This window comes from Microbacterium sp. NPDC089186, assembly GCF_040685115.1.
In the GTDB taxonomy this organism is placed as follows: Bacteria; Actinomycetota; Actinomycetes; order Actinomycetales; family Microbacteriaceae; genus Microbacterium; species Microbacterium galbum.
Genome location: NZ_JBFBHJ010000001.1, coordinates 380749 through 406670 on the forward strand (window position 1 = coordinate 380749; position 25922 = coordinate 406670).

Genomic DNA, 25922 nt, shown 5'->3' on the forward strand with positions numbered 1-25922 from the left:
GTCGGCGCCCACCGCCTCAGATGCCGACGGGTCCGGCGGGGGTGTTCCCGGGGGTGTCGTCATCATCGTCCTTCCGGAGGGTGCACAGCTGCTCGGCCACGAGCCCCGCGACGACGAGGACGACCGCGCACACGACCGTCGCGATGATCGATCCCATCGAGCCTAGCGAGGGGGTCGCGGGCCGGCTCAGCAGGAACGCGAGGAGTCCGACGCCGAACCCGAACGCGGCAGCCCCCACCAGGGACGACGCCTTCGCGAGCATCGCGACACGCAGGGCGCGAAAAGGATCGATGCGCCGCTCGCTGCGCCCGCGCGTCGCACGGAACACCGGCACCGCCAGGATGACGATGACCGCACCGACCAGCGCGAGGATCGTGGGCAGGCTCGCCGCGGGGGTGAACGTCGCGCGCCCCATCGCGGTGAGCATAGTGTCGAGGACGAAGCCGACCACGCCGCCGATGATGGCGGCGATGAGCAGGATGCCGGCACCCGTGCGCCTCATCGCGCCCCTCCCCGCAGTTCGGCGAGCAGGGCGTCGACCCGGCCGCGCCCGGGGATCACGGCGTCCGGATCGACGTCGAGCCACGGCACCAGCACGAATTCGCGCTCGTGCGCGCGCGGGTGCGGCACCACGAGGTCGTCGCGGTCGATGATCTCCCCGCCGTAGGCGATGAGATCGAGGTCGAGCGTGCGGTCGCCCCAGCGTTCCCGGCGCACGCGCCCGTGCCGCGCCTCGATGCGGTGCAGGGCGGCGAGCAGCGCCGTCGGGGCGAGTCGCGTGCGCAGCGTCGCGACGGCGTTGAGATAGCGGGGGGCGTCGTCGTCCTCGCCGTCCAGGGTCACGGCGGTCGTCTCGATCGGGGTCGACACCGCGACGTCCGTGGTGAGGGGCAACGCCCGCACCTCCGTCACGGCTGCGGCGAGCGTCTCGGCCCGCTCCCCGAGGTTGGCTCCCAGGGCGATCACCGCGGCGACGGGGGACGTGCGCGGCGCCTCTCCGATGCCGTGGGCCAGCCGCACGCTCACGAGCGCCCGCGCGTGATCGTCACCGACACGTCGGCGAAGGGGACGGGGATGGGCGCCGCAGGCTTGTGCACGGTGATGGTCACGGACTCGACCCGCTCATCGCGGAGCACCTCGTCGGCGATGCGCGCGGCGAGCTTCTCGAGGAGGTCGACCGGCTCGCCCGACACGATCACGGCGATCCGCTCGGCGAGTTCGCCGTAGTGCACCGTGTCGGCGACGTCGTCCGTCACGGCCGCGCGGGCCAGAGGCAGGACCACCGTCGCGTCGACGATGAACTCCTGCCCGTCGCGCTTTTCGTCGGGATAGACCCCGTGGTATCCGAAGGCGCGGACGCCCGTCAGGGTGATGTGGTCGACGGCATCCATCAGGACTCCCAAGCGCGGGCGACGGCGAGCGCGTCGCGGGTGGTCGGCACGTCGTGAACGCGCACGGCCCAGGCGCCGGCCTGGGCGGCGAGGGCGCTCGTGACGGCCGTGGCCAGGTCGCGGCGCGCGAGGTCGGCGTCGTCGCCGAGCGCGTCGGCGAGGAACCTCTTGCGGCTCGTGCCGACGAGCACGCGTCGGCCGCGGGCGACGAGCGCGGGCAGCGCACCCAGAGTCCGCCAGTTCTGCTCGCCGCGCTTGCCGAACCCGATACCGGGGTCGACGACGATGCGCGACGACGGGATCCCGACGGCCTCCGCGGCCGCGACGCGCTCGTCGAGCTCGGCGGTCACCTCCGCGGCGACGTCGACGTACTCCGCTCGCGCGTACATCTCGCTCGACGGCCCGCGCCAGTGGCCGATCGCCATCTCCGCACCGCTCTGCGCCACGGCGTCGAGCATCTCGGGGTCGGCGAGACCTCCTGAGACGTCGTTGACGAGACGGGCTCCGACCGCGACGGCGGCTGCGGCGGTCGAGGCGTTCATGGTGTCGATGCTGACGTACGCCCCCTCGGAGGCCAGGGCGGCGACGACGGGCAGGACGCGCTGCTGCTCGACCCGGGGCGAGACCCGTTCGGCGCCGGGTCGTGTGGACTCCCCGCCGATGTCGAGCAGGTCGGCCCCCTCGGCGCGAAGACGGCGCGCGTGCGCGATCGCCACGTCGGGATCGAGGTACCTCCCGCCGTCGCTGAAGGAGTCGGGGGTGACGTTGACGATCGCCATCACGAGTGTCACGCGCGTGCTCCGATCAGGGCGACGAGCTCGGCACGGGCGACCGGCTCGGCGTACGCACCGCGCGCGGCGATCGTCACGGTCGAAGCGTCGAGCTGTCGTCCGCCGCGCATGGTCACGCACTCGTGGGTGGCATCCAGGACGACGAGCACACCCCGCGCATCGAGGGCGGATGCGATGGCGTCGGCGATCTGCTCCCCGAGACGCTCCTGCACCTGCGGACGGGCGGCCAGGATGTCGATGACCTTCGGCAGCGCCCCGAGGCCCACGACCTCCTCGCCCGGCAGGTACGCCACGTGGGCGCGGCCGCGGAAGGGCAGCAGGTGATGCTCGCACATCGAGCGGAACGCGATGTCGCGCAGCATCACCGCTCCCGAGGGGAGCGTGTCGGGCGCGGGCCCGCGTGACACCGAGATCGTGTGCTTTAGCGGGGCGCCGGCATCCTGGTTCACGCCCGAGAAGAACTCGGCCCAGCTGTCGGCGACCCGGGTCGGGGTCTGCCGCAGCCCGGGGCGATCGGGATCTTCCCCGATCGCCTCCAGCAGCTCACGGACGAGGGCTGCGACCCGCTCTCGATCGACGGCCACGGCGCCTCAGGCGGTCGCCGGGCGCGTCTGTCCGCTCGGACGGGGCTGCGCCTGGGCCTGCGTCTGCGCCTCCGCCTCGGCGGACGCGGCGATGCCGGCCGGAGCCTGGCGACGCGGGACATCGACCGGCGGCTGGTTCGACACGGGACGATCGCCCGACGACAGCCACTGCGGGCGCGGGGTGAGGCGCTTGACGTCCGTGAAGATCTCGGCGAGCTCGATGTGGTCGAGCGTCTCCTTCTCGAGCAGCGCCAGGGCCAGGCGGTCGAGCACGTCGCGGTTGTCGTTGATGACCTGGTACGCCTCGTTGTGCGCCTGCTCGATGAGCGCGCGCACCTGGGCGTCGACCCGCTCGGCGATGCGCTCCGAGAAGTCGCGGCCGTGTCCCATGTCGCGGCCCATGAACACCTCGCCCGACGACGAGCCGAGCTTCACGGGGCCCACCTCGTTGGTCATGCCGTACTCGGTGACCATCTTGCGGGCGATGCTCGTGGCCTTCTCGATGTCGTTCGAGGCGCCGGTGGTGGGGTCGTGGAAGACGATCTCCTCCGCGACACGGCCGCCCATGGCGTACGTCAGCTGGTCCTGCAGCTCGTTGCGGGTGACGGAGTACTTGTCGTCGAGCGGCAGCACCATCGTGTAGCCCAGCGCCTTGCCGCGCGGGAGGATGGTGACCTTCGTCACGGGGTCCGTGTGGTTCATCGCCGCCGCGGCGAGGGCGTGACCGCCCTCGTGGTACGCCGTGATGAGCTTCTCCTTGTCCTTCATCACGCGCGTGCGACGCTGCGGTCCGGCGATCACGCGGTCGATGGCCTCGTCGAGGGCGCGGTTGTCGATGAGCTGCGCGTTCGAGCGCGCGGTCAGCAGGGCCGCCTCGTTCAGCACGTTGGCGAGGTCGGCACCGGTGAACCCGGGCGTCTTGCGCGCGACGACTTCGAGGTCGACCGAGTCCGACAGCGGCTTGCCGCGGCCGTGCACCTCGAGGATGCGCTGGCGGCCCTTGAGGTCGGGGGCATCGACGCCGATCTGACGGTCGAAGCGGCCCGGACGCAGGAGGGCGGGGTCGAGGATGTCGGGGCGGTTGGTCGCAGCGATCACGATGACGTTGACCTTGGGGTCGAAGCCGTCCATCTCGACGAGCATCTGGTTCAGCGTCTGCTCACGCTCGTCGTGACCGCCGCCCATGCCGGCGCCGCGGTGACGGCCGACGGCGTCGATCTCGTCGATGAAGATGATCGCCGGCGAGCTCTCCTTGGCCTGGTTGAACAGGTCGCGGACGCGGCTGGCGCCGACACCGACGAACATCTCGACGAAGTCCGAGCCGGAGATCGAGTAGAACGGCACGCCTGCCTCGCCGGCCACGGCGCGGGCGAGCAGGGTCTTACCGGTTCCGGGAGGGCCGTACAGCAGCACGCCCTTGGGGATGCGCGCACCGACCTCCTCGAACTTCTTGGGGTCCTTCAGGAATTCCTTGATCTCGTCCAGCTCTTCGATCGCCTCGTCGGAGCCCGCGACGTCCTGGAAGGTGACGGTGGGCGTCTCCTTCGTCACGAGCTTCGCGCGCGACTTGCCGAACTGCATGACCTTGCTGCCGCCGCCCTGAGCGCTGGACAGCAGCCACCAGAACAGCAGGCCGAGGAGGATCAGCGGGAGCAGCAAGCCGATCAGGCCGTCGAACCAGCTGGGCTTGGGCACGACGTCGTTGAAGCCGTCGGCGGGGGCCGCGGCGTCGATCGCGCTGGCGACCTCGTCCGCGCGGGCCTGGCTGAAATAGAACTGCACGTCGTTCGCGCCCTCGAAGGGCTGCGACAACGTCAGATCGACGCGCTGATCGGGATCGTTGGTGACGACCTGAGTGACGGTGCCGCCCTTGAGCAGGTCCAGACCCTCCTTGGTGGACACCTGGCGGGCACCACTGAGGTTGGAGATGAGGGAGAAACCGATGACCAGAAGCAGACCGACCAGCAGAACGTAGACGATCGGGTTGCGCGTGATCTTCTTGAAATTCATGGTGGGCGAGCCCAGCCCTTTCGTGATCCTCCGCAGAAACGCGGTCGCATCAGGCTAACGCCCGTGGACTATGCCGGGCCTGTGCGTTCGTCGAGGGCGTACGGAGACTCCGCTCCGAACGCCTCAGGAATACACGTGCGGCGCGAGCACCGCGACGTCGCGCAGGTTGCGGTACTTCTCCGCGTAGTCGAGCCCGTAACCGATCACGAAGTCGTTGGGAATGTCGAAACCGACGTACCGGCAGTCGACCTCGACCTTCATCGCGTCGGGCTTGCGCAGCAGCGCGAGCACCTCGACCGACTCCGCCCCGCGCGAGGCGAAGTTCTCGAGCAGCCAGCTCAGGGTGAGACCGGAGTCGATGATGTCCTCGACGATCAGGACGTGCTTTCCCGTGATGTCGGTGTCGAGGTCCTTCCGGATCTGCACGACGCCGCTCGAGCGGGTGGAGGCGCCGTAGGACGACACGGCCATCCAGTCCATCGACACGTGCATGGGCAGGTGACGGGCGAAATCGGCCATGACCATGACCGCGCCCTTGAGCACGCCCACGAGCACGACGTCGCGGCCCTCGTAGTCCGCGACGACCTGCGTCGCCAATTCGGCGAGCTTGTCGTGGATCTGCTCCTCGGTGAGGAGCACTTCGCTGATGTCGTCGGAGATGTCGGCCGCGCGCATTGGAGAAGTCTACGTCGCTCGATTCCGGATGCCGTGCCCCGGCGATGCGGATCGCCGTCGTGCCGCCCGGAGGGCACCGGGGGCGGGTAGCGTCGCCTTCCGGCCGCCGTTGCTCACTCCGGAAGGGAATCGATGACCTCCACCACGTCATCCCCGCCACGAACGCGCGGCACCGGCGCCGTCATCCTCGCCCAACTCCTGCTGCGGATCGCCTCGGCCGCGGGTGCTCTCGCGCTCGGGTCCTACTTCGTCGACCTCTCCCGACAGGGGACCTCGGTGGGGCCGTTGCTGCTCGGCATCCTGTCGGGAACCGGCTTCCTGGCCGAGCTCGTGCTCGCCCCGCTCGCCGGGTCCGCCAGCGATCGACGCGGGCGGAAGATCTTTCTGGTCACCGCCCCCCTGCTCGCTGCGGCAGGCGTCCTGCTCACGCCCGGAGCCTCGCTGCTCGCGGCCGTGCCGTCGATCGCCCTGGTCGTCGTGATCGTCGGGACATCGCGCCTGCTCGACGGCGCGGGCGCGGCGATCGCGGCTCCGACGACTCTCGGGCTGCTCGCCGACTCCAGCGACGGCGATCCGCGACGCCGCGGGCGGGTCACGAGCCTGTACGAGCTGTCATCGTCGGGCGGGATCGCCCTGGGCGCCGTCGCGGGGCCCCTTCTCTACGGCACGCTCGGGCTCTGGACGTTCGCGGTCCTCGCCGCCGTCTACGTCGTCGCGTCCCTGCTGGTGCTGGTCTTCCTACGGCCGGGGCCGGCATCCATGATCACTCCCGCCCGCGCCTCGCTCGGCGACCGCGTGCGTGTCCTCGTCCAACCGCGCCTGCTGGCGTTCCTCCCGGGGTGGATCGCCGTGAACGCGATCCTGGGCACGTGGGTGACCTCGCAGATCACCTTCGTGCTGGCCGGCGACGGGCGGGCGGACGGTCAGCTGTTCCCCGGGGCGTTCCGCGGCGACGAGGCGGGACTGTCGATCGTCCTCGGTGTCTACGTGCTCTTCTTCAGCCTGTGTATCGTCGCGTGGGCCTTCTTCATCGGGCGCCTTCCGACCATCCCGGTGCTCTTCGTCACGGCGGCAGGTGCGCTGATCGCCTCGGTCGGGCTGATGCTCGCCAACCGCGGGGCGCCCCTGGCGGTCGCGCTGCCGCTGGTGATGATCGGGGTGTTCCTCGAGGCGGGATTCACCCCCGCCGCACTGACCCATCTGAGCGACATCTCGGCGGAGTTCCGCGACGACCGCGGACTCATCATGGGCGCGTACTCGGTCGTGGTCGGCGCCGGATATCTTCTGGGCAACCTGCTCGGCGGTGTCTTCGCCCAGTGGCTCCTGTTCGATGGTCTCGCACTGCTGACGATCGGGCTGGCGGCGATCGCCCTGGTGTCGATCACGACGATGTCGGCGGTCGAGAAGCGTCTCGCACGACAGCGTTCCGTCAGCTGAGCCGACGGCGATCAGGAGCGCTCGCGCGCGACGATCTCGATCCGGTTGCCCACGCGCCGCGCCACGCACGACGGCAGATCGATCGGGCCCTGCCCCCGCCAGTCGACGGCGAGACGGGCGACCTCGAGCGTCTGCGCCCGCGTCAGCGAGACGCCGAACTCGCTCTCCACGACGTACCGGACGATCCGGTTGCGCAGCGCCGCGGGGTTGGCGGCGAGGGCGGCGACCGAGATCGAGATCCCCGCCTCGGCGTGCTCGACGATGTCCTCGATGGTCTCGTCGATCATGTCCTGGAAGGCCGCCGCGTCTTCGCGCAACTGCTCGGCCGTGCGCGCCAGCGCCTCGGCGACACCCGGTCCCAACTCGTCCTCGAGTGCGGGCAGCACCCGCTCGCGCACCCGCACCCGCGTGTAGGCGGGATCGAGGTTGTGGGGATCCGCCCACGGCTCGAGCCCCTCGGCCGCGCACGCCGCTACGGTCGCCGACCGGCGCACGCCCAGCAGCGGTCGCAGCCACGTCGGGCCGGTGGCATCCCGTCGCTCGGCCGGCATGCCGCCCAGGCTCGTCGCCCCGGACCCGCGCGCGAGACCCAGCAGCACGGTCTCCGCCTGGTCGTCCAGGGTGTGCCCGAGCAGCACCACGTCCGCGCCGACCTCCGCCGCTGCGCCGGTGAGGCCCGCGTACCGGGCGGTGCGGGCGTCGGCCTCGGGTCCGTCCGCGGACCCGACCTCGACCGCGACCACGCGCGCGTCGATGCCGAGCCCGCGCGCCGCCTCGGCCGCACGATGCGCCACGGCATCCGATCCCTGTTGCAGCCCGTGATCGATCACGACGGCTTCGACCCGGATGCCGAGCCGCGCCGCCTCGAACGCCGTCGCCGCCGTGAGGGCGAGCGAGTCGGCCCCGCCCGACAGCGCCACGATCACGGCACCCTGGCGACCCTCGAGGGCTGCGCGCACGGCGCGGCGCACCTCGGCGACGGCAGGGTCGAGACCGGGTCGCCGTTCGTGCATGGCGTCCACGCTATCCCTCCCGGCAGAAGGGTCGCCGCGGACACAACGCGGGAAACCTCCCCAGAGCCTCCAGCACGTCCGGGGCGGGTCCGCGGGGTGCCGCACGGATCTCCATCGTTGTGTCGGGGGGCAGGGAACCGGCGGGACAAAGGACGCTCCGGCTAGGCTGGGCCGCGGAAATCCACAGATCTAAGGAGCACGAGTATGGGCGCTTTCGACGCCGTCATCGAGATCCCCCGCGGCAGCCGCGTGAAGTACGAGGTCGACCACGGCACCGGCCGCGTCTACCTCGACCGCATCCTCTACACGGTGTTCGGCTACCCGGCCAACTACGGCTTCTTCGAGAACACCCTCGGCGAAGACGGCGACCCGCTCGACGTGCTCGTGCTGCTCGACCGCGACCTGCACCCCGGCATCCTGGCCAAGGTGCGTCCCGTCGGCGTGCTGAAGATGAGCGACGAGGCCGGTGGAGACGACAAGGTCGTCGCCGTGCTCGCGAAGGACCCGCGATGGGACCACATCCAGGACGTCGACGACATCGACGAGTGGACCAAGAAGGAGATCTCGCACTTCTTCGAGCACTACAAGGACCTCGAGCCCAACAAGTGGGTCAAGGTCGACGAGTGGGCGAACGCCGCCGAGGCCGAGCGTCTCGTGGCCGAGGCCTTCACGCGCTTCGACGAGCACGACGCGCAGACCAAGACGCAGGGTGCGGGCGAGGCTCCCAACACCCTCTGAGTTCGGTGACACGAAGAAACCCCCGGTCGATGGACCGGGGGTTTTCTCGTGCCGGGATCAGACCCAGACGCCGCGATCGCGGAGCCAGGGGGCCGGATCGGTCGTACCGCCCCAGGGCGGGTAGACCTCGAAGTGCAGGTGGCAGCCGAAGGAGTTGCCGGTCTGGCCGGTCGCCGCGATCTGCTCCCCCGCGCCGACGCGCTGGCCGTACGACACGTAGATGCCGCCGTTGACGATGTGCGCGTAGCCGGTCGCCGACCCGTCGTCGTGCTGGATGCGGATGTAGTTGCCGTAGCCGCCGTTGTACCCGGCGTAGGTCACGCGCCCGGCCGACGCCGCGTAGATCGGCGAGTAGCAGCCGGCGCCGAAGTCGAGACCGAGGTGCCACGAGCTCGCGCAGTAGCTGCCGTTGCACTGGCTCGATCGCGGGCCGTAGCCCGAGGTGGTTCCGGCCGACGACGGACGCGCCCAGCCGGAGCCGGTGGCCTGGCCGCCGCCTCCGCCACCCCCGCCGCTGTTGGAGCCGCCGCCCCCACCGCCGCCGCCACCGTTGTTGTTGTTGTTCTGCCGGTCGCGCTCTTCCTGCTCGCGACGCGCGCGCTCGGCGCGGTCCCGCGCCTCGGCCTCTTCCCGAGCCTTCCGCTCGCGCTCTTCGCGGGCCTTGCGCTCGGCCTCGACACCAGCTTGGTAGTCGGCGACGGTCTTGGCCGTGGTGTCCTGGAGAGCAGCCAGCTGGGCCTCGAGGACCACCTGGTTCGCCTGCTGGGCGGCCAGCGCCTCCTGCGCGGCCTGGGCGGCCTGCTGGGCGGCCACCATCTTCTCCTCGGCGATCTTCTGCAGACGATCGCGCTCGGTGCGGGCGTCGTTGGCCTGGTTGCTCAGCTGCGTCGCGGAATCGCGCGCCGTCACGGCCGCCGCGTACACCGAGCGGTTGCGCTCGATGAGCTTGTCCATCGTGCCGAGCTTGGCCAGCAGGTCGTCGGCGCTGGCGGCCGACCCCGAGAAGAAGAGGTCGAGCGAGGTGTCGTCGCCGCCGGAGCGATAGAGCTGCGCGGCGACCTTGCCGGCTTTGGCCGCGGCGTCGGTGGCCTTGGCCGCTTCGGCGTCGGCCTGCGCCTGGATCTGCTGCGCACGGTAATCGGCGTCGAGGTAGGCCTGCTGCGCGGTGTAGTACTCGTCGGAGCGGGCGACGACCTCGGCCTGCGTGCGCGCCACCTCGGACTGCAGGCCCTGGATGAGGCCCTGAATGCGGGCGATCTCGCCGGCTTTCGCCGACTCGTTCGCCCGCGCCGCCTCGACGTCGGCCCACGAGGGGTAGTCGGCGGCGACGGCGGGAGAGGAGAACCCGGATGCCGCAGCGCCGAACGCGCCGAGGGCCGCGGCGCTCAGGGCACCGAACTTCAGCGCGCTGCGTCGATCGAACGTCGGCCACAGGCGCCGCCGCTCGCTCGCGGTGGGCGCGCAGCCGCAATCGTCTGACTCAACGGGGCGCTCGAGCGTCACGGGAATACCTCATCTCACCGGTCGCAACTCGACTCACAGTAGCAACACGAGTCACACACACAACAGGGCGAGTTCCCGTCGGCAGCGCCCATCCTGCGCCCCCGACACGCGCGAGCCGCGTACGCCACGCCCCGAATTGGCAATCTCGCGAGATGTGAAGTAGGCTCGGTCGTCGGCAAGCGAGAAGGAAATCGCAAGGTTTTCGCCTCATCCGGCCCCATCGTTTAGCGGCCTAGGACGCCGCCCTTTCACGGCGGTAGCACGGGTTCGAATCCCGTTGGGGTCACTTTCCGGTGAAGTACAATTGAACATGCATGGCCCTGTAGCGCAGTTGGTTAGCGTGCCGCCCTGTCACGGCGGAGGTCGCGGGTTCAAGTCCCGTCAGGGTCGCTCCACAGCGACGGGCCTTCTTTCGAGGAGGCCTTTCGTTTAGGAAGCGGCAGACATGCCGCTCGGCTCTGTAGCTCAGTTGGTAGAGCGCACGACTGAAAATCGTGAGGTCACGGGATCGACGCCCGTCGGAGCCACACGGACCGTCATTACAACGGCCCCAGAAACCCTCGCCTAGCTTCTACATGGCGGGGGTTTTGCTTTGCCCTGGTGAGAGTCGATTTTCCGCTCACGCGTGAGAGTCCGATTCCCCGGTCGTTGAGCGAGCGAAGCGTGTCGAAACGCCCGGCGAGGATGCTGATTCGCCAGCCGCGTCGAGGTCATGGGCCGGCCTGCAGCCGGTGAGGGCTCAGATACGGTTCGAATGTGCCCGCGCAAACTCTCTCGATCCGACAGCTCGCTGATGAGCTGAAGGTCGACCCAAAGACGATCCGAGCATGGATGCGACGCCAGAACTGGCGAAACCCCGTTGAAGCTGGGAGCGCTTGGGTTTTCAGCGCTGAGCAGGCTGATCTCGTGCGCCAACGTTTCAGCGGTAGCGACCAGATACCTTCCATCCGTCCGGCCGCTTCAGCGGGTGGCGACGATCTCGCTGCTGTATCGGTCGGTCGGTTACTCCAACGCTACGCCGGCATCCTGGCAGAACTGCGGCTTCGGGGATTGGTGCGCACCAATAACGCCCCCATCGGGGACCTCGTCGAGTACTGCGCCGCCATCGTGTACGACGGCCTGCTTGCCCCGAACTCCGAGAAGTCCTACGACCTCGTCGCGCATGATGGCCGTAAGGTGCAGGTCAAGGTTCGCGTGATCAGATCCGACACGAGCCCATCGGCGGTCTTCTCGCCGATCAGGTCGTTCGACTTTGACCTCGGCGTCTTCGTCCTGATCGATGGTGATCGAGGTGGCGTGCTGGTAGCACGCGAGTTGACTGCGGAGCAAATCCAGCACGTTGGCAAGCACCGCGCGCATACGAATGGTGTGGTGGTGCGAGTCGGCCAGGTCAGATCGGCAACCGCTCGGGGAGTCGACCTCACCGACAGGTTCCGGGCAGCGTGGGACGAACTCCTCCAGCAAGTCCGCTGAGCGATAACGGGTACACGTCGACCTCAGCCAGACCTAATGATCGACGACGTACTCGTCAATATCGAACGCCTCGAGCTGAACATCCGCCCTCACATAGAGCGGATGCCGAGGGTGTCCTTCCTTCGTCGGCGCACCCAGGGACACCCAACGGCAGGTGGCGAGCGCAGTCCTCGCGACAATGTCCTGAAGGAGCGGCCGCAGGTACGGTCGCGAAGAAATCAGCCCGCCCCACGCGGCAAGGACCGTGAGCGAGCGCCCGTCGATCACGCGGGCGATGTGAGCCTCGTTCTTGAGCTTCAACTCCTCGCGATGAGTGTGGTCCATCAGCTTCGGATTGGTCGAGATCTGAGGGTAGACGTTCAGCATCGTCCAGCTGTCGAAAGCATTGTCTCGGGCGAATCGCGCGACGCGCTTAACCGTCGGGTCGAGAGCTCCCGGCCTCGCGGTGCTCGGGTTGATCCCGAAGCACACCAAGGGGTTGTCGCCCCGCGTTCCGAGCACGAACCTCGCGCCCCCATCGTCGGACCGTTCGTAGATCCAGTTCTCCCTCATCATGATCGCCCTAGGGCTGCTGCGCCGGGTGCACATCGGGGCACTCAGCGAGGCAGCAACCGCACATATGATGCGCGACGGAGCTAGCATCTGCTTCGCTCTCGCAGACGCAGACGATGCACGAGCACCCCGTGCCGCGTGCGGGCAGATCCAGCTCAGCACGCCGCTCGTCACCAACCTCAGACTCAAAAACGACGTCGTACTCGATACCGCCAAGCACGACCACTCTGTCTGGATCCTGGATTTTCATAACGGATCAGGATAGCTGCACACGCCTGTATCCGCTTCTTGTGTTGCTGGCGCAGAAGATTGCTCGAGCGCGCGTCACTCCTCCTCGTTCGGAAATTGGCGCTGTTCTGGAACGAGGTGCGAATCCAGACGCCAAAGAAGCCCCTGAGAAGCGGCGAGTGGACTGCAGACCTTGTCAAGGCTGACAGCAAGCGCTTTGCATCCCAGATCGCGGAGCTTTGGTATGGAACTGACTGACGCTCAGGCCCACCTAATAGATCACCTCGGCGCACCCCAACTGTCGTCGGAGCATCATCTGAAGGCCCTCAACATCGCTTCATTGGACAACCTCGGTCAGGCAGCCTGCATCGGGCTCGACACCAATGTTTTAGAGGTCCTGCGACGAGAACCGATACTGGCAAACAGCCTGTTCGTGACCGCTCAGTCGAATAGCACAACCTTGATCGCTCCCGGTCAGTGCGTTGTCGAGTATTGGAACAATCACCAAGTCTTTGCGAGCGACGAGTGGAGTACGTTCAAATCGGATCTCGCGAAACTGACTAAGCGAGCTAAGTGAATAGGGATCGCACCGCGCACACGACGATGGGGCAATCCCGAGCTAGAAAGCGCGCTTGAAGACTGCTACCCCTACGGACAACACGAGGGGTCGCCAACGGCGAGGCCTACGCAAGGCACATCAGTCGCGGCGGCGCGTGACACGAACTCGCTTTCCGCGGGCGGTTTCCCGAACGTCCATCCGTGGGATGGTGGTACCTCGTCTCGCACACAGTTTGCTTGTGCCGCACTGGGAAGGAAAATTGTGAACGGCAAACAGATCCGCGTGTTTCTCGTGGACGGTACGCCTGGTGGGCTCTTAACGGCTGAGATCATGAATTGGACCGGACATGTTGTGGCCGCGCCGAGATCCGATATTGCCAGTCTCCTGGCTCGCGATGAAGTACGTCGAACTGGTGTTTATCTCCTGATCGGCGATGACCCTGAATCGCTGTCCCCATCAGGCAAAGCAGTTTACGTCGGCGAGGGCGACGACATTGCCGTGCGGCTACGTCAGCACGCCCGCCCGGAGAACGCCGGCGGAAAAGACTTCTGGGATCGGGTGGTAGTCCTTACCTCCAAGGACGCCAACGTCACCAAGGCTCACGCGCGCTATCTGGAGGCCCGACTCATCCGCGCGGCGAGTTCCGCAAAGCGGGCCACAGTCGTGAATAGCACGGCGCCCGCGCCGATACACCTGCCCGAGGCCGACATCTCTGACATGGAGTACTACCTCAGCCAGGTGCATATTGTCCTTCCGGTTCTCGGCATCACGGAGCTCCGATCGGTGCGATCCGCCGGCGCCACTGAGGTCGTATCGATCAACGACCGAAGCGCTGCCGAGCGCACATCCCCGACATTTCGATTCGACGTCCCTCGGCATGGTGTCACGGCGATGGCGCAAGAGATTGACGGCGAGTTCACTGTGTTCGAGGGCTCGACTGCGCGCGCAGACTGGGTGGGCACGCATCGACACCCCGGTTACCAGCAACAGCACGCGGCGCTGATCGGCGACGGGACACTGCAAATTGACGGCCAGGGACTCGCGCGGTTCACTCAGGACGTCGTCTTTTCTTCCCCCTCTGCTGCTGCTGCTGTTGTGGCTGGCCGATCGGCAAACGGTCGTACGTCGTGGATCGACACCGCATCGGGAATCACCTTCGGTGAGTGGCAGAGCCGTGGCATCGGGGAGTAGGTCGCCGAGCTCCGGCCGGTCCCGGGCCGGGAACTCGGCTGAAACCACCCAAAATCAGCCACCACCAACGAGCGCGACTTCCGCCGAATCACGCGGCAAACGAGCACTCGTGAGCACCCGTAAACCCGGCGCGTACAACTGAGAATCGTGAGGTCACGGGATCGACGCCCGTCGGAGCCGCACGGATCGTCATTACAACGGTCCCAGAAACCCTCGCCTAGCTTCTACATGGCGGGGGTTTTGCTTTGCCCCGGCGCCTGCCTCCGACCGCTCGGTCGTCGAACCGCCGCAGCACGCCGACCCGCCGCGCCGGGCGCCGGCCTCCGCCACGCGCCACGCGCGAGAACAGGCGATGGTTCGAGAACAGGACGATCAGCCCCGACACCGCCCTGTGCTGGCGCGATTTCCTGGTTTCGTGCGAAGCCGCCGCGATCCGCGCCCGCCTCCTGCGTGCGCGGGGACGGCCCACCTGCGCCCCGCCTGCCGACTCGAGGCCCACTCCCCTCACCGGGGTATTTCTGCACGCCGGCTCCGGTGCGGGCCTGCAGGTGGTTCCCACCCCTCCCGGACAGCGCTACTATTTGTTGACTTTTAGCAAACACCTGGCGCCCGGCCCCGCCCGATCGAGCCGCCCGCCACCCCTTCTCGATGAGGACAGATGTCAGACATCACCCGCAGCCGGCGCGCGCACACCGGCACCACCGACACGGTCATGACCCACCGCATGATCATGTTCGTGATCTTCGGCCTCATGGCCGGAATGTTCCTGTCCGCCCTCGACCAGACGATCGTCGGAACCTCGATCCGCACGATCGGCGACGACCTCCAGGGCCTGAGCCTGCAGGCCTGGGTCACGACCGCCTACCTGATCGTCTCGACGATCTCGACGCCCATCTACGGCAAGCTCTCCGACATCTTCGGCCGTCGCCCGCTGTTCCTGCTCGCGATCCTCATCTTCATCGTCGGATCCGTGCTCGCGAGCTTCTCGACCTCGATGGCCGAGCTCGCCGCCTTCCGCGCCATCCAGGGCCTCGGCGCCGGTGGCCTGATGTCGATGCCGCTGGCGATCATGGGCGACATCCTCGCCCCGCGCGAGCGCGCGAAGTACCAGGGCTACTTCCTCGCCGTCTTCGGCATCTCCAGCGTCATCGGCCCGCTCGTCGGCGGTCTGTTCGCCGGCGCCGACCAGATCCTCTTCATCACCGGCTGGCGCTGGGTGTTTCTCATCAACGTGCCGATCGGCATCGCGGCCCTCGCGATCGTGTGGCGGTTCCTGCACATCCCCAAGCAGCCGCGCCATTCGGTGCGCATCGACTGGTGGGGCGCCACGACCGTCATCGTCGCGCTGGTCCCGCTGCTGCTCGTGGCCGAACAGGGGCGCGAGTGGGGCTGGGGCTCGCCCATCGCGATCGCCTGCTATGCGGTCGGGGCCCTCGGCATCCTGGCGTTCGTCATCGCGGAGACGAAGATGAAGGACGACGCGCTCATCCCGCTGAAGCTCTTCCGCTCCCCCACCTTCTCGATGGCGACGATCATCGGCGTGCTCGTCGGCTTCGGCATGTTCGGCGCGATGCTCACGCTGCCGCTCTACCTGCAGCTCGTGCTGGGCTCGACCCCGACCGAGAGCGGCTTCGAGATGCTCCCGATGATCCTGGGCCTCATGATCGCCTCGATCGCGAGCGGTCAGATCATCGCGCGCACCGGTCGCTACCGCATGTTCCCGATCCTCGGCACGGCGCTGATGTCGGTGGGCTTCTTCCTGCTGACCTTCCTCAAGTACGACAGCCCCTACTGGCACGTCGCGCTCGCGATGCTCGTGATCGGCCTGGGCCTCGGCCAGCTCATGCAGACGCTCACGATCGCCAGCCAGAACTCCGTGGGTCTGCGCGACATGGGCGTGGCGACAAGCGGGTCGACGTTCTTCCGCCAGATCGGTGGAACGCTCGGCACGGCCGTCCTGCTCTCGCTGCTGTTCACGCTCATGCCGTCGAACATCATCGGGTCCTTCTCCGACCGCGGCACCCTCACCGACGCCCTCGACGCCGCCTTCGACCCCACGGTCGCCTCGGCACCGGCCAACGAGAAGATCATGTCGGGCATCTACACGCCCATCGTGACCCAGACCACCGATGCCGTGACCCAGCAGGTGCAGCAGGGCGTGCAGCAAGCACAGGATGCCGCGACTCAGGCCGTGGCGGCGCAGGTCGCCGCGGGGCAGATCCCGGCCGCCGCGCAGGCGCAGGCCACGCAAGCGGCGATCGCCCAGGCGACGTCGGCCGCCGCGACGCAGATCCAGCAGCAGATTCCGGTCGCCCGCGTGGGCAGCGACGGATCGGTGAGCCTGGACTTCTCGAACGCCGCCGACCGCGCGGCCTTCGTCGACACCGTCGCGACGACGCTCGAGGAGCGATTCGCGGACGGCGGTGAGAACACCTCGATCGGCGACTCGACCCTGGACGACACCTCCTTCCTCGTGGGTGCCGACGCGCGTCTGACCAAGCCCTTCCTGGTCGGCTTCAACTCGTCGGCGACGAGCGTCTACTGGGTGGCGATGGGCGTGGTGCTGCTCGCGTTCGTGCTGTCGCTGTTCTTCCGCACGCCCCCGCTGCGCGCGAAGTCGGCGCTGCAGGAAGCCGCAGACGAGCGTCGCGGCCGCGACGACGAGGAGAAGCGCGCGGAGGAGTCCGCCGCGCAGACCGGCGCCCTGCTCACGCCGTGACCTGAACGACGAAGGGCGGGGCCGTCGCTAGACGCCCCGCCCTTCGTCGTCGTCACACCGCTTCGCGCGCGCGCAGGTCCTTCCGCAGGATCTTCCCCGACGTCGACTTGGGCACCACGTCGATGAACTCCACCCGCCGCACCTTCTTGTGGGGCGCGACCTGGCCGGCGATGAAGGCCATGACGTCCTCCGCCGTCAGGCCGGCATCCGGTGCCGCCACGACGAACGCCTTGGGGATCTCCTCACCGTCGTCCCCGCGCACGCCGATGACGGCGGCATCCTGGATCTTCGGATGCGACAGCAGCAGCGCCTCGAGCTCGGCGGGGGCGATCTGGTAGCCGTGGTACTTGATGAGCTCCTTCAACCGGTCGACGATCGTGAAGTAGCCGTCGACGTGGTGGACGCCGATGTCACCGGTGTGCAGGAAGCCGTCGGCGTCGAGCGTCTCGGCGGTGGCGTCGGGCCGGTTCAAGTAGCCGAGCATGACGTTGGGGCCGCGCACCCAGATCTCGCCCGGCGCGGTCAGCCCGTCGTCACCGTGCTGCTCGAGCTCCGCGCCGGTCTCGGGGTCGACGAGCTTGGCGTCGCACCCCGGGATGAGCACGCCGACCGAACTGACCGGGAATCCCGAGCCGGCGGGGATGGCGTGCGAGACGGGACTCAGCTCGCTCATGCCGTAGCCCTGGAAGAACCGGGCACCGATGCGCCGGCCGGCTGTCTCGGCGGTCTCGCCGTCGAGCGGGGCCGCACCGGAGAAGACGCTGTGCACGCTGGAGAGGTCGAACTGGTCGACGGCGGGGTGCTTGGCGAGGGCGACCGCGATGGGCGGCGCGATGAAGAGGAACGTGCAGCGGTGCTCCTGCACGACCCGGAGGAACTCCATGAGGTCGAAGCGGGGCATGGTGACCAGCGTCGCCCGCTGACGCAGAGCGAGGTTCAGCAGCACCGTCATCCCGTAGATGTGGAAGAACGGCAGCACGGCGAGAACGCGATCGTCGGGTGAGATCTCGATGACCGATCGGCACTGGTGCACGTTCGCGACGAGGTTGCGGTGCGACAGCATGACCCCCTTCGGCACTCCGGTCGTGCCCGACGAGTACGGCAGCACGGCGACGTGCGTGGCAGCGTCGAACGACACCTCGGGCGGCGTCCGGCCCTCGGTGAGCAGCGAGCGCAGATCGGGGTGCCCGTCCGCACCGTCGAGCACGATCACGTGATCGTCGGCGATGCCCGCTGCGTCGGCCGCGGCCTTCGCCTGCGCGAGCAGCGGTGAGACGGTGACGAGCCAGGTGGCGGAGGCGTCGCGCAGCTGGTTCTCGATCTCGCGGGCCGTGTAGAGGGAGTTCACGGTGGTGATCGCAGCCCCCAGACGCAGGATGCCGTGGAACACCGTCGCGAAAGCCGGCACGTTCGGGCACAGCATCGCCACGACCGTGTCGGTGTCGACCCCGCGTGCGGCGAGCGCCCCGGCGAAGGCGTCGACCTGCGCGCGCAGGGCGCGGTAGGTGGTCTCCGCCCCGCTGGACGGGTCGACCAGGGCCACCCGGTCGAGATCGTCGTCCCCCAGCGAGGCGAACAGGTAGTCGTAGATGCTCTGATCCGGAACGTCGATGCTCGGATAGGGGCTCTGGAACACGGTTCTCTCCCTCGAAAACAGGCGCGGCGGCCGGGGCCGTCCGCTCATCCTGGCATCGGTGGGACGCGGTGTCACCCCGTGCGGAACCGGCTCTCGGCCGCCGCTCAGGTGAGCGACAGGATGACGCCGCCGGCCGCCCCCACGAGCACCACCGCCCACGCCGGCGTCTTGACCGCGACCAGCAGCACGAATCCCCCCACCGCGAGCACGAGGGGCCCCGGCCCCGTGATCGCGGTGGTGAACACGGGAGTGTAGAGAGCAGCGCCCAGGATGCCGACGACGGCGGCGTTCGCCCCGCGCATGGCCGCCCGAACACGCGGCCGCGTGCGCACGGCATCCCAGAACGGGAGGACTCCGAGCAGCACGAGGAACCCGGGGAGGAAGATCGCCACGAGCGCGATCGCGGCGCCCGCGACGCCGCCCGGTCCCACGTCGGAGACGGCGCCGAGATAGGCCGCGAACGTGAAGAGGGGGCCGGGCACGGCCTGCGCCGCGCCGTAGCCGGCGAGGAAGGCCTCGGGCGTGACCCACCCCGTCTGCACGACACCGGCCTGCAGCAGCGGCAGCACGACATGACCGCCGCCGAAGACCAGGGCGCCCGAGCGGAAGAAGGCATCGGCGAGGGCGAGCACCCCCGCCCCGGTACCCGCGGCGAGCAGCGGGAGAGCGACGAGCACGACCGCGAAGAGCACGAGGCACGACACGGCAGCCGCGCGGGGGACGCCGAACGGGGGCAGCTCGACCCCCGGGGGTTCGTCCGCACCGCGCAGCAGGAGCAGCCCCGCGACGACGCCCATCGCCAGCGCGCCGAGCTGCCCCGGAGCGGCGGGGAGCAGCAGCGCGAGGGCCAGGGCGACCACCGCGATCCCGGCTCGGCGGGCATCGGGCGCGAGGGTGCGGGCCATCCCCCACACCGCGTGGGCCACGATCGCCACCGCGACGATCTTGAGCCCGTCCAGGATCCCGTCGCCGATCGGTCCGCCGATCACGGCCGCGCCCGCCGCGAAGGCGACGAGCAGCACCGCCGAGGGGAGGGTGAAGGCCGCGAAGGCCGCGAGCGCGCCCGCGATGCCCGCGCGCTGGAGCCCCATCGCGAACCCGACCTGGCTGGATGCGGGTCCGGGGAGGAATTGGCACAGGGCGACGAGGTCGGCGTACGCCCGATCGTCCATCCAACGGCGGCGGGTCACGAGATCGTCGCGGAAGTACCCCAGGTGGGCGACGGGACCGCCGAAGGAGGTGAGTCCCAGCCTCAGGAACGCGAGGAAGACCTCGCCCACCGATCCCGCCCGCCGCATCCGTCGATCCTCTCGCCGTGGGGGAAACGACAGGTGAACTCGTGGAGCTCCGTCTACGCGAGCGGGACGGCGAGCAGCTCGTCGACGAGGCGCAGCGTCGCCGCGGTGAGGCCCTGGTCCCCGGCGATGTCGGCGCCCTCGATCGCCTGTCGCAGACGCTCGACCTCCCCCACCATCGGGTTGTCGGGGGCGTCGACCTCGATCGCGTACGGGGCCCGACCGCGCGGGGTCACGGTGAGCCGTCGGGGCGCGTCGACGGCATCGATCGCGAGCGAGGCGTCCTCGCCCTGGATCTCGCTCGGCAGGGCCGTGTCGGTGATCTTCGACCAGGCGACGTCGGCGATGAATCCGTCGTAGACGGCGAGGGCGCTGCCGAGACCGTCGGTCCCGGAGGCGATGCCCACGCGCGCGCCCTGGATCGACCTCGGCTCGCCGAACAGGCGGACGAGGGCATGCAGGGGATAGACCCCGAGATCGCGCAGCGCGCTGCCCCCGAGCGCCGGGTCGAAGATGTTCGTCTGCTCTCCCGCGAGGACGTGGTCGTACCGCGCCGATCTCTTCTCGTAGCGCAGAGAGACCCGTCGCACCGCGCCGAGACGCGGAAGGAGGTCGCGCACGGCGGACAGCCCGGGGTCGTAAGCGGTGCGCATGGCCTCGAGAAGCACCACGCCCCGCGCCCGGGCACGTCCCACCGCGGTGTCCCAGTCGGCGGCCGACAGCACGGCCGGCTTCTCGACGAGGGTCGGGATGCCGGCATCCACCGCCTGAGCGATCTGCGCGGCGTGCACGGAGTTGGGGCTCGCGAGGTAGACGGCATCCACGTCGGGGGCGGCGAGGAGGTCGTCGAGCCCGACCGCGACACCGGGGGCGCCGATCACGTCGGCGAAGGCGCGCGCCCGGCCCTCGTCTCGAGAGGCCACTCGCGAGACCACCGTGTTATCCACCGCACCCACCGCCTCGGCGAAACGCTCGGAGATGCTGCTGGTGCCGACGATGCCGATACGGATCATGCGCCCATCCTCTCGCGCCCGCGCATCGCGACGCGAAGGGTCCCGGGCGCGCGCGAAGCGCCCCGCTAGGATCGCGGCGAGCCGCCCCACCCGATCCCGAGGCATCATGACGACCACCCGAGCCGCCCGCCGTCGGCGCGCCAGCCGCCGCGTCCGCGCGCGGCGCACCCTCGTCGCGACCGTCGCCGTCGCCCTGATCGCAGGGGCGGTCGCCGTCTTCGCCCTCACCCGCGCGCCGGTCGCGCCGTCCGAGACGAGCGCCGCGAGCGGAGCGCCGTCGAGCTCCCCGACGCCCACCCCGACGCCGACGCCTCTCTCCCCGGCGCAGCGGTTGCTGTCGACCACCACCGACCCGAACGCCTGCGCGGTCTCGTTCGCGGGCGACGGCATCGCCCTCGACCCGCAGGTGCAGACGCAGGGGGTCCGCTACGAGGCGCTGCCGATCCCGCGCGCGGACGGCCGGGTGTTCGCCGGCTGGTACCCGACCACCTCCGACGCCTCCGCACTGACCGCCTCCACCCGCGTCAACGGCGCCGACCTCGTGACCTGCACCGATCGCGAACGGGTGCTGCACGCCGGGTGGGTCACGCCCCAGGCGAACGCGGCGGAGGATGCCGGCATCCCGATCCTCATGTACCACCAGTTCACGCGGAAGCCCGGGGGAGAAGACGGCTGGCTACGCGGCAATTACGCGTACGTCGGCGACTTCGATGCCCAGATGGCGTACATCAAGGACGCGGACTTCTACCTGCCGACGTGGGACGAGCTGAGCGCCTTCATCGACGGAGCCCTCTTCCTGCCCCGACACTCCGTGATCATCACCGACGACGACGCGGACTCCAGCTGGCTCGAACTCGCCGCTCCCATCGTCGACGGCAAGAACCTGCTGACCACGTCGTTCGTCATCACGTCGTTCCGCACCGAACCGACACCGAACAAGTTCGTGCTGCAGCGTTCGCACACGCACGACATGCATCGCGCCGGCGCCGACGGCAAGGGGCGCATGGTCAACGAGGATGCCGACACGATCGCCGCCGATCTGGAGCAGTCCGCACGGATCCTCGGGGCGAAGGAGGTCGTCGCGTATCCGTTCGGCCACTACAACGACACGACCAAGGAGGGCGTGCGCCGAGCCGGCTTCGAGCTCGGACGCACCATCGAGCCGGGGTATGTCCGCATCGGCACGGATAAGCTGGCCCTGCCTGTCGTCCGTATCAATTACGGAATGACGGTCGACGATCTGAAAGCGAAGATCGGCTGAGCGTCGACGCGATATCGCGCCGGTAACGGGCGGTTTCTGGCCGGACGCTGGGGTGAACACCCGCTAGCTCCCAGGTAACTCCTCCACAATCCCAATTTGGGCACGCGTCGGCCGGTCTACGCTGTGTACTTCTGTCTTACCGAGAAAACGCGAGCACACATGGATATTTCCGTCATCGTTCCGACCTTCAACGAGGGTCCGAACGTCGCCGAGCTCGTTCGTCGCACGACGGACGCCCTGCTCGGTCGTGACGTGGAGATCATCTTCGTCGACGACTCCCGCGACGACACCCCCGACATCATCCGGGCCGTCGCAGCGACCTCCGCCGTTCCGGTTCGCCTCATCCACCGCGACGAGCCCGTCGGCGGGCTCGGTGGCGCCGTCGTCGAGGGCATCAAGGCCGCGGTGTCCGACTACTGCGTCGTCATGGACGGCGATCTGCAGCACCCGCCGGAGGTCATCGCCGAACTGCTCGCGCGCGCCGAGGTGGGCGATGCCGACGTGGTCGTGGCATCCCGCTACATCGCCGGCGGAACCTCCGACGGTCTGGCCAACGCCGTACGCACCACGGTGTCGCGGGCGTCCACGCTTCTCACCAAGGCCATGTTCCCCAAGAAGCTGCACAACTGCTCCGACCCCATGACGGGGTTCTTCCTCGTCGACCGGCGCTCCCTCGAGGTCGAGACCCTGCAGCCGCGCGGCTTCAAGATCCTGCTCGAGATCCTTGCGCGCAAGCAGATGCGCGTCGCCGAGGTGCCTTTCTCGTTCGCTCCCCGCTTCGCCGGCGAGTCGAAGGCGTCGTTCAGCCAGGGCATGCGCTTCCTCACCCAGCTCACGATGCTGCGATTCGGCCGCATGTCCGCGTTCGCCCTCGTCGGCGGTCTCGGGGCCGTCGCGAACCTCGTGATCATGTGGGCGCTTCAGGCCGTCGGCGTTCAGTACCTCATCGCCGCGGTGATCGCGAGCGTCGTGACCATCGTGGCGAACTTCCTCGCCCTCGAGTACCTCGTCTTCGCCGACATGCGCGCGGAGTCCGGGCTCATGCGACACCGGTTCATCAAGTCGTTCACGTTCAACGGCGTCGAAGCCATCGTGCGCATCCCGGTCATCTGGGTCCTGGTCAGCCAGGCGCACATCCAGAGCGTCGTCGCCGCCGCGCTCACGCTCATCGCCGCCTTCATCGTGCGATTCGTCTTCCACGCGCTCGTCGTGTACGCGCCCAAGAAGAGCCGCGTCGGGAAGGTCGTCCACGCCATCGAGCCCCTCGAGGACGAAGTCACCGCCTGAGCCCCGGCCAGCGGTCATGCGCCACCCGTCGGGTGGGGTTCTCAGCGCCCGCTGAGCGCGGGCGGCGTACGCTGGAGCCATGTCTTCCGACGCATCCATCCGTATGTTCGGCGCCGACTGGTGCCGTGATTGCATCCGCACCAAGAAGCAGCTCGACGAGCTCGGCATCGACTACGAGTACGTCGATCTGGTCGCCGATCCCGCCGCCGCCGACGTCGCCAAGGAGATCTCGGGTCGCACGAGCATCCCCGTCGTCGTCTACCCCGACTCCAGCCACCACGTCGAGCCCTCCAACGCCGACGTCGAGGCCAAGCTCCGCGAACTCTCGCTGATCTGACGACCGTGCGGTCGGTCCGACGGGCGTTGACCGGCGAGAGCGGCACGATGCTGCCGGCCTTCGTCGACCACCACGTGCATCTGCACCTCGTCGACTCCTCCGACCTCCCCCGGCGCGGGATCGCCGCCGTCGTCGACCTCGGCGGTGATCCCGTCGCGCTCGCCCGGCGCCCGGACGGGCTCCCCCGCGTCGCCTACGCGGGAGCGTTCCTCACCGTCCCGGGCGGCTACCCCGCCGGGCGGCCATGGGCACCGGAGAGCATCGTGCGCGTCGTGACGGGCAGTTCGCGGCATCCGGGAGTCGACGGAGGAGCGCGCACCGCGGTCGACGCGCAAGCGGATGCCGGCGCGTCGGTCATCAAGGTCGCCCTCCATGCCGACGCGGGCCCCGTCCCCGACGACGACACGCTCGCCGCGATCGTCGAGAGCGCGCGCGAGCGCGGAATCGCGGTCGTCGCGCACGCGCAGGGCGACGGCCAGGTGGAGCGCGCGATCGACGCCGGCGTCTCGGCCCTCGCTCACGCCCCTTTCGACGCTCCACTGTCGCGCCGGGTGATCTCGCGGGCCGTCGCGGCCGGGCAGGCGTGGATCTCGACCCTCGACATCCACCGCGGCGAGGCCCGGCGCCTGGCGATCGCGAACGTCCGCGCCTTCGCCGCGCGCGGAGGGCGGGTGCTGTACGGCACCGACCTCGGCAACGGTCCCCTGCCGGTGGGGCTGAACCGCCGCGAGCTGCTCGCCCTGCACGAGGCGGGCGTCCGCGGCGATGCCCTCGTCGCCACCCTGACCGATCCCTGGCCCGGCTCCACGGCGACGGACGCCGTCTCGACCTTCATCGCCGGTCCGACCCCCACCGACCCCGACGACGTGCCCACCTGGCTGAGCCGGGGGACGGTCGTCCCGACCGAGGAACTCACGCGTGTCGACTGACCCCTCCCCCGCCTTCGGATCCGTCGACCGCATGGAGGTGCCGCACGCCTCCCTGGAGGTCGAGGCGGCGGCCCTCGACGCCGACGATCCGCTCGCGTCGTATCGCGACGCCTTCGTCGGGGCGGAGACCCCGCTGGTGTACTTCGACGGCAACTCGCTCGGCCGACCGCCCCGGGCCACCGCCGAACGACTCTCCCGGTTCGTGACCGAGGAGTGGGGCGGCCGCCTCATCCGCGGCTGGGACGAAGCGTGGATGGAGCTCCCCTTCGCGATCGGCGACCGTATCGGGTCGCTCGCGCTCGGCGCGGCCCCCGGGCAGACGGTGATCGGCGATTCCACCACCGTGCTGCTGTACAAGCTGATCCGCGCCGCGCTCGACGCGCAGAGCACGGCCGACCCCGAGAGGGTCGAGATCGTGGTGGGGCGCGACGACTTCCCCACCGACCGCTACCTCGTCGAGGGCATCGCGGCCGAGCGGGGCGCCCGCGTCGTCTGGGTGGAGGTCGACACGGAGCGGGGCGTGGATGCCGACCTGCTGCGCGCCGCGGTCGGCCCGCGCACCGCGGTGGTGCTGCTCAGCCACGTCTCGTACCGCTCCGGGTACCTCGCCGACGGCCTCGCGCTCACCGCGATCGCGCACGAGGCGGGAGCGCTCGTGCTGTGGGATCTGTGCCACTCCGCCGGATCGGTGCCGATGGAGCTCGACGCGTGGGGCGCCGACCTCGCCGTCGGGTGCACCTACAAGTACCTCAACGGCGGCCCCGGCTCCCCGGCGTTCGCCTATGTCGCCGCACGCCACCAGCGCCGCCTCACCCAGCCGGTGCAGGGGTGGATGGGGGCGGCCGACGTCTTCTCGATGGGGCCGCAGTACCACCCCGCCGACGGCATGCGCCGCTTCCTGTCGGGGACGCCTCCGGTGCTCGCGATGATCGCGATGCAGGACACCCTCGACCTGCTCGCGGAGGCGGGCATCGCGGCGGTTCGACGCAAGTCGATCGCGCTGACCGAGTTCGCGGTGCGCGCGGCGGACGGCATCCTGGCTCCTCTCGGGGTGCGCCTCGCGTCGCCGCGCGATGCCGCCGAGCGCGGAGGGCATCTGACGCTGTCGCACCCCGCGATGCGTGCGGTGACCGCTCGGCTGTGGGAGGACGACGTGATCCCCGACTACCGCGACCCGCACGGTCTGCGCATCGGGCTGTCGCCCTTGTCGACGAGCTTCACCGAGACGCTGACGGGACTGCACGCCGTCGCAAACGCCCTCCGCGCGGAGGGCTGAGACCCCGCGGTCGAGGACGCAAGA

At 69.3% G+C, this 25922-nt stretch carries 24 protein-coding genes and 3 tRNA genes; 14 read left to right on the plus strand and 13 right to left on the minus strand.

Annotation, left to right across the window (positions count from 1 at the left end; genetic code table 11):
- Positions 1 to 16: 16 nt before the first annotated feature.
- The 7 genes from AB0N82_RS01820 to hpt form a co-directional block, all read right to left on the minus strand.
- Positions 17 to 502 (minus strand): DUF3180 domain-containing protein, encoded by a 486-nt coding sequence (locus tag AB0N82_RS01820; protein WP_363387404.1) that lies wholly within the window; start codon positions 500 to 502, stop codon positions 17 to 19.
- Positions 499 to 1026 carry a 2-amino-4-hydroxy-6-hydroxymethyldihydropteridine diphosphokinase gene (folK, locus tag AB0N82_RS01825; protein ID WP_363387407.1) on the minus strand — a complete coding sequence of 176 codons (528 nt, stop codon included), beginning with the start codon at positions 1024 to 1026 and terminating at the stop codon, positions 499 to 501. Before folK ends, AB0N82_RS01820 begins: the two co-directional genes overlap by 4 nt.
- Complete coding sequence (gene folB / locus AB0N82_RS01830; protein WP_315993760.1) at positions 1023 to 1391, minus strand: dihydroneopterin aldolase; 369 nt, start codon at positions 1389 to 1391, stop codon at positions 1023 to 1025. Before folB ends, folK begins: the two co-directional genes overlap by 4 nt.
- On the minus strand, positions 1391 to 2182 hold the full coding sequence (gene folP / locus AB0N82_RS01835; RefSeq protein ID WP_315993761.1) for a dihydropteroate synthase: 792 nt from the start codon (positions 2180 to 2182) through the stop codon (positions 1391 to 1393). The genes folB and folP overlap by 1 nt, the downstream gene beginning before the upstream one ends.
- Positions 2179 to 2766, minus strand: a complete 588-nt coding sequence (gene folE / locus AB0N82_RS01840) for a GTP cyclohydrolase I (protein WP_363387412.1) — start codon at positions 2764 to 2766, stop codon at positions 2179 to 2181. Before folE ends, folP begins: the two co-directional genes overlap by 4 nt.
- Positions 2767 to 2772: 6 nt before the next feature.
- Positions 2773 to 4776, minus strand: coding sequence for an ATP-dependent zinc metalloprotease FtsH (gene ftsH / locus AB0N82_RS01845; protein WP_315993763.1), 2004 nt, complete (start codon positions 4774 to 4776; stop codon positions 2773 to 2775).
- A gap of 123 nt (positions 4777 to 4899) precedes the next feature.
- Positions 4900 to 5451 (minus strand): hypoxanthine phosphoribosyltransferase, encoded by a 552-nt coding sequence (hpt, locus tag AB0N82_RS01850; RefSeq protein WP_315993764.1) that lies wholly within the window; start codon positions 5449 to 5451, stop codon positions 4900 to 4902.
- A 132-nt stretch (positions 5452 to 5583) separates the two neighbouring features.
- Between hpt and AB0N82_RS01855 the strand changes: the two genes are divergently transcribed.
- Positions 5584 to 6888 (plus strand): MFS transporter, encoded by a 1305-nt coding sequence (locus AB0N82_RS01855; protein ID WP_363387417.1) that lies wholly within the window; start codon positions 5584 to 5586, stop codon positions 6886 to 6888.
- 11 nt (positions 6889 to 6899) lie between these two features.
- On the opposite strand, the gene tilS is transcribed toward AB0N82_RS01855, so the two are convergent.
- Positions 6900 to 7901 carry a tRNA lysidine(34) synthetase TilS gene (tilS, locus tag AB0N82_RS01860; RefSeq protein WP_363387420.1) on the minus strand — a complete coding sequence of 334 codons (1002 nt, stop codon included), beginning with the start codon at positions 7899 to 7901 and terminating at the stop codon, positions 6900 to 6902.
- 204 nt (positions 7902 to 8105) lie between these two features.
- Between tilS and AB0N82_RS01865 the strand changes: the two genes are divergently transcribed.
- On the plus strand, positions 8106 to 8639 hold the full coding sequence (locus tag AB0N82_RS01865) for an inorganic diphosphatase (protein WP_136586076.1): 534 nt from the start codon (positions 8106 to 8108) through the stop codon (positions 8637 to 8639).
- Positions 8640 to 8696: 57 nt separating this feature from the next.
- Here AB0N82_RS01865 and AB0N82_RS01870 read toward each other — a convergent pair whose 3' ends face one another.
- Positions 8697 to 10142, minus strand: coding sequence for a M23 family metallopeptidase (locus AB0N82_RS01870; RefSeq protein ID WP_363387424.1), 1446 nt, complete (start codon positions 10140 to 10142; stop codon positions 8697 to 8699).
- 213 nt (positions 10143 to 10355) lie between these two features.
- Here AB0N82_RS01870 and AB0N82_RS01875 point away from each other — a divergent pair.
- From AB0N82_RS01875 to AB0N82_RS01890, 4 genes are all read left to right on the plus strand, one after another.
- Positions 10356 to 10428, plus strand: a tRNA-Glu gene (locus AB0N82_RS01875).
- Positions 10429 to 10458: 30 nt separating this feature from the next.
- Positions 10459 to 10532: transfer RNA gene (locus tag AB0N82_RS01880), tRNA-Asp, on the plus strand.
- Between the two features lie 64 nt (positions 10533 to 10596).
- Positions 10597 to 10669 (plus strand) — tRNA-Phe (locus tag AB0N82_RS01885).
- 229 nt (positions 10670 to 10898) lie between these two features.
- Positions 10899 to 11615: a hypothetical protein gene (locus AB0N82_RS01890; RefSeq protein WP_363387428.1), complete on the plus strand. Its 717-nt coding sequence runs from the start codon at positions 10899 to 10901 to the stop codon at positions 11613 to 11615.
- A 33-nt stretch (positions 11616 to 11648) separates the two neighbouring features.
- Here AB0N82_RS01890 and AB0N82_RS01895 read toward each other — a convergent pair whose 3' ends face one another.
- Positions 11649 to 12167, minus strand: coding sequence for a DUF1643 domain-containing protein (locus AB0N82_RS01895; RefSeq protein ID WP_363387431.1), 519 nt, complete (start codon positions 12165 to 12167; stop codon positions 11649 to 11651).
- A 472-nt stretch (positions 12168 to 12639) separates the two neighbouring features.
- Here AB0N82_RS01895 and AB0N82_RS01900 point away from each other — a divergent pair, with 472 nt between their 5' ends.
- From AB0N82_RS01900 to AB0N82_RS01910, 3 genes are all read left to right on the plus strand, one after another.
- The gene (locus AB0N82_RS01900) at positions 12640 to 12972 is read left to right on the plus strand and encodes a hypothetical protein (protein ID WP_363387434.1); all 333 of its coding nucleotides are present in this window, start codon (positions 12640 to 12642) and stop codon (positions 12970 to 12972) included.
- 243 nt (positions 12973 to 13215) lie between these two features.
- Complete coding sequence (locus AB0N82_RS01905) at positions 13216 to 14145, plus strand: GIY-YIG nuclease family protein (protein ID WP_363387437.1); 930 nt, start codon at positions 13216 to 13218, stop codon at positions 14143 to 14145.
- Between the two features lie 658 nt (positions 14146 to 14803).
- Positions 14804 to 16864 (plus strand): MDR family MFS transporter, encoded by a 2061-nt coding sequence (locus AB0N82_RS01910; RefSeq protein WP_363387441.1) that lies wholly within the window; start codon positions 14804 to 14806, stop codon positions 16862 to 16864.
- A gap of 52 nt (positions 16865 to 16916) precedes the next feature.
- Here the strand turns inward: AB0N82_RS01910 and AB0N82_RS01915 are convergent, their stop codons facing one another.
- The 3 genes from AB0N82_RS01915 to AB0N82_RS01925 form a co-directional block, all read right to left on the minus strand.
- Positions 16917 to 18500, minus strand: coding sequence for an AMP-binding protein (locus AB0N82_RS01915; RefSeq protein WP_363387444.1), 1584 nt, complete (start codon positions 18498 to 18500; stop codon positions 16917 to 16919).
- A 104-nt stretch (positions 18501 to 18604) separates the two neighbouring features.
- Positions 18605 to 19798, minus strand: a complete 1194-nt coding sequence (gene chrA, locus AB0N82_RS01920) for a chromate efflux transporter (protein WP_363387447.1) — start codon at positions 19796 to 19798, stop codon at positions 18605 to 18607.
- 53 nt (positions 19799 to 19851) lie between these two features.
- The gene (locus tag AB0N82_RS01925) at positions 19852 to 20808 is read right to left on the minus strand and encodes a Gfo/Idh/MocA family oxidoreductase (RefSeq protein ID WP_363387450.1); all 957 of its coding nucleotides are present in this window, start codon (positions 20806 to 20808) and stop codon (positions 19852 to 19854) included.
- A 106-nt stretch (positions 20809 to 20914) separates the two neighbouring features.
- Between AB0N82_RS01925 and AB0N82_RS01930 the strand changes: the two genes are divergently transcribed.
- The 5 genes from AB0N82_RS01930 (at position 20915) to AB0N82_RS01950 (ending at position 25898) form a co-directional block, all read left to right on the plus strand.
- The gene (locus AB0N82_RS01930; protein WP_363387453.1) at positions 20915 to 22069 is read left to right on the plus strand and encodes a xylanase; all 1155 of its coding nucleotides are present in this window, start codon (positions 20915 to 20917) and stop codon (positions 22067 to 22069) included.
- 159 nt (positions 22070 to 22228) lie between these two features.
- Positions 22229 to 23356, plus strand: coding sequence for a glycosyltransferase family 2 protein (locus AB0N82_RS01935; protein ID WP_315993773.1), 1128 nt, complete (start codon positions 22229 to 22231; stop codon positions 23354 to 23356).
- 79 nt (positions 23357 to 23435) lie between these two features.
- Complete coding sequence (locus AB0N82_RS01940) at positions 23436 to 23693, plus strand: glutaredoxin domain-containing protein (protein ID WP_055959528.1); 258 nt, start codon at positions 23436 to 23438, stop codon at positions 23691 to 23693.
- A 5-nt stretch (positions 23694 to 23698) separates the two neighbouring features.
- Positions 23699 to 24622: a hypothetical protein gene (locus AB0N82_RS01945; protein WP_363387458.1), complete on the plus strand. Its 924-nt coding sequence runs from the start codon at positions 23699 to 23701 to the stop codon at positions 24620 to 24622.
- A 31-nt stretch (positions 24623 to 24653) separates the two neighbouring features.
- Positions 24654 to 25898 carry an aminotransferase class V-fold PLP-dependent enzyme gene (locus AB0N82_RS01950; protein ID WP_363389411.1) on the plus strand — a complete coding sequence of 415 codons (1245 nt, stop codon included), beginning with the start codon at positions 24654 to 24656 and terminating at the stop codon, positions 25896 to 25898.
- Positions 25899 to 25922: the final 24 nt, after the last annotated feature.

Coding starts and splice junctions, on each gene's coding strand:
- AB0N82_RS01820 (WP_363387404.1), bottom strand. CDS start 502: ATGAGGCGCACGGGTGCCGGCATCCTGCTCATCGCCGCCATCATCGGC.
- folB (WP_315993760.1), bottom strand. CDS start 1,391: ATGGATGCCGTCGACCACATCACCCTGACGGGCGTCCGCGCCTTCGGA.
- ftsH (WP_315993763.1), bottom strand. CDS start 4,776: ATGAATTTCAAGAAGATCACGCGCAACCCGATCGTCTACGTTCTGCTG.
- hpt (WP_315993764.1), bottom strand. CDS start 5,451: ATGCGCGCGGCCGACATCTCCGACGACATCAGCGAAGTGCTCCTCACC.
- AB0N82_RS01855 (WP_363387417.1), top strand. CDS start 5,584: ATGACCTCCACCACGTCATCCCCGCCACGAACGCGCGGCACCGGCGCC.
- tilS (WP_363387420.1), bottom strand. CDS start 7,901: ATGCACGAACGGCGACCCGGTCTCGACCCTGCCGTCGCCGAGGTGCGC.
- AB0N82_RS01865 (WP_136586076.1), top strand. CDS start 8,106: ATGGGCGCTTTCGACGCCGTCATCGAGATCCCCCGCGGCAGCCGCGTG.
- AB0N82_RS01895 (WP_363387431.1), bottom strand. CDS start 12,167: ATGAGGGAGAACTGGATCTACGAACGGTCCGACGATGGGGGCGCGAGG.
- AB0N82_RS01900 (WP_363387434.1), top strand. CDS start 12,640: ATGGAACTGACTGACGCTCAGGCCCACCTAATAGATCACCTCGGCGCA.
- AB0N82_RS01910 (WP_363387441.1), top strand. CDS start 14,804: ATGTCAGACATCACCCGCAGCCGGCGCGCGCACACCGGCACCACCGAC.
- chrA (WP_363387447.1), bottom strand. CDS start 19,798: ATGCGGCGGGCGGGATCGGTGGGCGAGGTCTTCCTCGCGTTCCTGAGG.
- AB0N82_RS01925 (WP_363387450.1), bottom strand. CDS start 20,808: ATGATCCGTATCGGCATCGTCGGCACCAGCAGCATCTCCGAGCGTTTC.
- AB0N82_RS01930 (WP_363387453.1), top strand. CDS start 20,915: ATGACGACCACCCGAGCCGCCCGCCGTCGGCGCGCCAGCCGCCGCGTC.
- AB0N82_RS01935 (WP_315993773.1), top strand. CDS start 22,229: ATGGATATTTCCGTCATCGTTCCGACCTTCAACGAGGGTCCGAACGTC.
- AB0N82_RS01940 (WP_055959528.1), top strand. CDS start 23,436: ATGTCTTCCGACGCATCCATCCGTATGTTCGGCGCCGACTGGTGCCGT.
- AB0N82_RS01950 (WP_363389411.1), top strand. CDS start 24,654: ATGGAGGTGCCGCACGCCTCCCTGGAGGTCGAGGCGGCGGCCCTCGAC.